We start from the raw sequence: 5,326 nt of genomic DNA, 5'->3' as shown, positions 1-5,326 counted from the left end.
TGCGCAGCCTGGCGTTCTCGCTGCAGGCCGATGTCTGGCTCAGCGCGGTGGGGGAGATCACCCGGGTCGAGCTGGTGAAGTCCAGCGGCAACCCGCAGGTGGACGAGCAAGTGATTTCCGCTCTGCGTACCGCGCCCCATTTGAGTGAACGGCCACCGGCCTCCCTGACTTTGCCCGTGCGCCTGTCCTTGCAGGGACGGCGGCCGGGTTAACCGACTATTTGAAAGTTTGCCAACAGGAGTTGTGTGCAGATGATTTCCAATGTGAATCGATTGTCGTGGGCGATCGGCCTGGTGGTCCTGAGCCTGGCCGGCCACGCGGCCGCCGCCCCGGCGCCTTCGGAAAACGCCACGATCAATCTGATCCGCCTGCTGGTGCAGCAGGGCGTGTTGAAACAGGACCAGGCCGATGGCTTGATCGCCCAGGCCGAACGGGAAGCCGTGCAGGCCCGTCAAGCCGCCACGGCAGTCGCCGCAACGCCGGCCGGTGCGCCGGGGGACGTGCGTGTGCAGTACGTGCCGAATATCGTGCGTGAGCAGATCCGCGACCAGGTCAAGGCCGAAGTCATGGCCACCGCCAAGCAGGAAAACTGGGCCCAGCCCAACACCTTCCCGGATTGGGTCTCGCGCATCAGTTTCGATGGCGACATTCGCCTGCGGGACGAGTCGCGCTACTACTCTGGCACCAACAGCAACGAAATCGTCGATTTCGCCCGGCTCAATGACAAGGGGCCTTACGACGTCAACCCCAACAGCAGTTCCAGCCTGCCGCCATTGCTCAATACCCGCGAAGACCGGGAAAACCTGTTCCGCCTGCGTGCCCGCCTGGGCATGAAGGCCGTGATTGCCCCGCAATGGACGGCGGGCATCCGCATCGGTACCGGCTCGGACAACAACCCGGTGTCCACCACCCAGACCCTCGGTGGCGGCTTTGGCAAAAAAGACATCTGGCTCGACCAGGGCTACCTGACCTGGAAACCCTCGGACGAATTGACCCTGACCGGCGGGCGTTTCGCCAACCCGTTCTTCTCCACCGACCTGTTGTATTCCGGCGACCTGAACTTCGATGGCGTGGCGGCGAACTTCAACCACAAGCTCAATCAGGACTGGGGCGTGTTCGGCACCGTCGGCGCGTTTCCGGTGGAGTACACCAACGACACCAGCACCAGCAATGGCAGCGACAAGGAAGAGAGCGACAACAAGTGGCTGTACGGTGCGCAACTGGGGGCCAACTGGGCCATCAACGACAGCAACCGGATCAAGGGCGCGTTGGCCTATTACCGCTTCGACGACATCGAAGGCCAGCGTTCCTCGCCGTGCCAGCCCTGGGCCGGTGATCCAGGCTGTGACAGCGACGGTTCGCGGGTAGCGTTCATGCAGAAAGGCAACACCGTGTTCCTGCTGCGCGACATCACGCCCAACCCCCTCAACCCGTCGACCACGCCACAGCCGCAATATGTCGGCCTGGCCTCGGAGTTCAACCTGCTGGACCTGAACTTCGCGTGGGACACCGATCTGCCCGAAGACCTGAAACTGCGCAGCCAGGCCCATTACGTTCACAACCTGGGCTACGACGAAGGCGAGATGCGCAAGCGCTCCGCGGGACAGTTCGCCAACAACCTGGACAGCGATGGCGAGGTGGAAAGCGGCGCCAACGCCTGGATGCTCCAGTTCACCCTTGGCAACTCCCTGGAGCTCAAGCGTGAGGGCGACTGGAACCTGTTCGCCGGCTACAAGTACATCCAGCCGGACGCCTTGCCGGACGGCTTCAACGATTCGTCATTCCATCTGGGTGGCACCAATGCCAAGGGTTATTTCCTGGGCGGCAACTATGGCCTGGCGAGCAACGTCTTCGCCACCGGTCGCTGGTTGAGTTCCGAAGCGGTGTACGGCGCGCCGTACGACATCGATGTCTTGCAGCTTGAAATCAACACGCGCTTCTAAGCGCAGGGAGGCCTCATGAAAAGGCGTGCCATCTACCAATGTCCGGCCGCGTTACTGGTGCTGGGCCTGCTTCTGAGCGGCGGCGCCCACGGCGAAGGCCTGGAAGAACGCCTGCGGGCGCAACTGCGCAGCACCACCGCCCAGTTGCAAACCCTGCAAAGCGAACAGGCCCAGGCCAGTGCCGCCCGGCAGGCCGCGGAGACCCAGGCCAAGGAGGCCCAGGCGCAGATCAAGCAATTGACCGCGCAATTGAGCAAGGCCCAGGCCCTGAATGAGCAACTGGCCGGGCATCAGCAAAACCTGCAAAGCCAGGCCCAGGCCCAGGTAGCGGCCAGCAACGAGCAAATGGGCAAGTTCAAGAAAGCCTACGACGAGCTGCTGGTGCTGGCTCGCGGCAAAGAGGCCGAGCGCGCGCGCCTGGAGGCGCAATTGACCGAGCGTGACACACAAGTGCAGCAATGTTCGGTCAAGAATCAGCAGATGTACGAAGTCGCCAAGACGCTGCTGCATGCCTACGAAACCATTGATGTGACCGACATCGTGAAGATCCGCCAGCCGTTCGCGGCCAAGGCCCGGGTGCGTTTCGAAGAGCTGGCCCAAGGGTTTGGCGATGATCTCTACAAGAATCGTTTCGATGCGCCCCAGGCCTCGATCACTCACTGAACAGAACAAGGAAGAATCGAACATGAGCTCAATGATTGAAAGCGTCGATGCAAAATCCCTGACCGAGTTGTTGCAGGCCGCGGGTTATCGGGTCAACGAAACCGAGCAGAACGGCATTGTGCAGCTGCTCAGTGCCAGCCAGGGCATCGGCTTTGCCGTGCGTTTCGGCAATCCGGCGGCGACTGCAGGCGAGTACCTGGACTTCACCTTCAGCTGTGCCTTGCGGGTGCAGGGCCAATTGCCGGCCGGGTTGGCAGAACTGTGGAACGCCTCGCGACGTTTTGCCCGGTTGTCGCTGCAAGGCGAATTCCTGGTGATGGAAATGGACGTCGTGGTTGCCGCGGGCGTGAGTGCCAATCATCTGCGCAGTCACCTGGAACTGTGGGACCGCCTGTTGCAGGAATTCATTGTCTACCTGCGTGAGTACAGCCAGAACGCGGCGCGGGCGCAAACCCCGGCCGAGCCCGTCGAGGCGCCCTTGGAGGAGGCCGTCGCATCGTGAAAAAGCCGACCTTCGTCATCAGCGCCGCGGCGCTGGGCCTGATCGCCGTGGCGCTGGTGCTGGGCCTGCGGCCGGGCAGCGATCCGGTCGCCGCGGTGCAGACCGCCAGCGTTGTTTCGGCCGACTCGCCGAGTTTGGCCCGACTGGGCAACCAGCAGGTCAGCCCCGAAGAACTCAAGACCTTGCTGGCCGCACTGGCCCCCGAGGTTCGTCAGCAAATGCGGGGTAATCGGGCTGCGCTGGAGGGCTGGATCCGTGCCCGCCTGGCGGAAAAAGCCGTGTTGGAGCAGGCCGATGCCCAGGGTTGGCGTCAGCGGCCCGAGGTGGAGCGGCAGACACGAGCGGCGGCTGAGCAGATTGTGTTTCGCGATTACTTGCAGTCGGTGAGCCAGGTGCCGGCCGGGTATCCCAGTGAAGACGAGTTGAAGCAGGCTTACGACGCCGGGAAAGCCAACTGGACCGCACCGGCGTTGTACCGCGTCAGCCAGATTTTCCTGGCAGCCACCGAACCGCAAACCGTGGAGGCGGTGCGCCGGCAAGCGCTGGAATTGAGCAGGAAAGCCCAGGCCTCACCCGCTGAGTTCGGCGTCCTGGCCAGTCGTTTTTCCCAGGACCGCGCCAGTGCCGAGCGCGGCGGTGACAGTGGTTACCAGCCGTTGCAGCAATTGGTTCCGCCGGTGCGCGAGGCCGTGGCACGCTTGAAGGTCGGCGCGGTATCGGACCCGGTGCAGAGCCCGGCAGGGTTCCATGTCATCAAGCTCACCGAGCAACAACCGGCCCGAGAGGCGACGCTGGATGAAGTCCGCGAGCGCCTGACCCAGGCCCTGCGTGCCCAGCGCCAGGAACAGATCGCCAAGGCGTACCTGGACGGCATGCTCGACACGGCGACGTTGAGCATCGATGGCGCGCAGTTGAGCAAGGTGTTGGAGGAGGGGCTTTAGGCAGGTCCACATCAGACCCGTGGCGAGGGAGCTTGCTCCCGCTGGGCTCTGTAGGAGCTGGCGAAGCCTGCGATCTTTTGATCTTTCGTTTGAGATTCAAGTGTATTGGGAAAGATCGCAGCCTCGTTGCACTCGACAGCTCCTACGCAGCTCCTACACAGCATTACGTATTCGTACAACCGACAGGGAGTCACCCATGACCTTCATCGAGCCCGCAGGACGCCAGGCTGTCACCGCATACCGCACACCGTTGCGTGCCCCCGACCCGTGGCTGGCCATGGCCGGCGGTATCGAGCCGCAGGTGGCGCAGTGCTTCCTGGTCAGTGCCCGTTGCGGCTGTTTCATGCAAGCGGCCCGCAGCCTCAACGTCAAGGCGACCTGGCTGCGCAAGCAGTTGGCGCAATTGGAGGCGCGGCTGCAACGTTCGCTGTTCAGCTTCCAGGGCAGCGCCTTGACCCTCAGTCGCGAGGGCCGGCAGTTGCAGGCGCGCTTGATCAGCCTGGCCCACGAAAGCGCGCCGCCCTTGAACGATCAACCCTTGATTCGCCTGGCCGTGGCCGAGTCGATACTGCATGACATCCTGGGCCGTGACCTGATTTCATTGCTGCGACGCAACGCCAGCGTGCGACTGCAGATCATCACCCTGGACAGTGACCTGGCGCTGCAAGCCGTCAGCGCCGACCTGGTGCTGTGGTTGAGCGATGCCCACACGTTGGGGCAGGGGCCGAGTTTCGCCACGTTGCCCGCGGATCGACTGGCGCGGCTGGACTATGTGCCGCACATCGCCAAGCGCTACTCGCGCCCGGCCACACGCCCGGACTGCCTGGACGACCTGAACGATTACATGCTGGTGCAATGGCAGGCGGACCGACACGTGGACGGCTTCGCACCGTGGAACGCCTTGATAGAACAACGCCGGGCCGGCGTGGTGCAGGTGCAATCCTACGAACTGATGCTGGAGATGATTCGCTGCAGCGCCTGCATTGGCCTGTTGCCGCAGTACATGAGCCGCTTCGACCGAGGCCTGGTGGCGTTGCCGCAAGTGTTTGGCCTGTCGATGCAACGGCACTTGTGGATGGCCGTCAATGCCCAGGCCGAAGGCTCGCCGCAGGTGCAGATGCTGCGTGAACTGATCCACCACACGCTGGATGAGCGGCGGGATTGGTTCCAGGCCTGACCGAAGCCGGAAGTAGTCCCTCTGTGGGAACGAGCTTGCTCGCGATAGCGGTGGTTCAGCTTGCATTGATATTGAATGTGCCGCCGTCATCGCGAGCAAG

At 63.1% G+C, this 5,326-nt stretch carries 6 protein-coding genes; all 6 read left to right on the top strand.

The genetic code is table 11. From position 1 onward, the window contains the following. On the top strand, window positions 1–212 hold a 212-nt coding region (locus tag J4E53_RS29595; RefSeq protein WP_207268265.1), incomplete at its 5' end, for an energy transducer TonB. Window positions 213–251: 39 nt separating this feature from the next. Continuing rightward, on the top strand, window positions 252–1,943 hold the full coding sequence (locus J4E53_RS29590; RefSeq protein ID WP_103311312.1) for a putative porin: 1,692 nt from the start codon (window positions 252–254) through the stop codon (window positions 1,941–1,943). A gap of 15 nt (window positions 1,944–1,958) precedes the next feature. Further along, entirely contained in the window at window positions 1,959–2,606 is a 648-nt protein-coding gene (locus tag J4E53_RS29585; protein ID WP_060742207.1) for a hypothetical protein, read from the top strand. Between the two features lie 22 nt (window positions 2,607–2,628). Further along, window positions 2,629–3,108: a YbjN domain-containing protein gene (locus tag J4E53_RS29580; protein ID WP_103311311.1), complete on the top strand. Its 480-nt coding sequence runs from the start codon at window positions 2,629–2,631 to the stop codon at window positions 3,106–3,108. Further along, a complete protein-coding gene (locus J4E53_RS29575; RefSeq protein ID WP_103311309.1) occupies window positions 3,105–4,049 on the top strand; it encodes a peptidylprolyl isomerase in 945 nt (314 codons plus the stop codon). The genes J4E53_RS29580 and J4E53_RS29575 overlap by 4 nt, the downstream gene beginning before the upstream one ends. Window positions 4,050–4,245: 196 nt before the next feature. Continuing rightward, a complete protein-coding gene (locus tag J4E53_RS29570) occupies window positions 4,246–5,226 on the top strand; it encodes a LysR family transcriptional regulator (protein ID WP_103311307.1) in 981 nt (326 codons plus the stop codon). Window positions 5,227–5,326 lie beyond the last annotated feature (100 nt).

It is taken from the genome of Pseudomonas sp. FW305-28 (assembly GCF_017351395.1).
In the GTDB taxonomy this organism is placed as follows: Bacteria; Pseudomonadota; Gammaproteobacteria; order Pseudomonadales; family Pseudomonadaceae; genus Aquipseudomonas; species Aquipseudomonas fluorescens_AA.
This window is presented reverse-complemented; position numbering and strand designations above follow the sequence as displayed.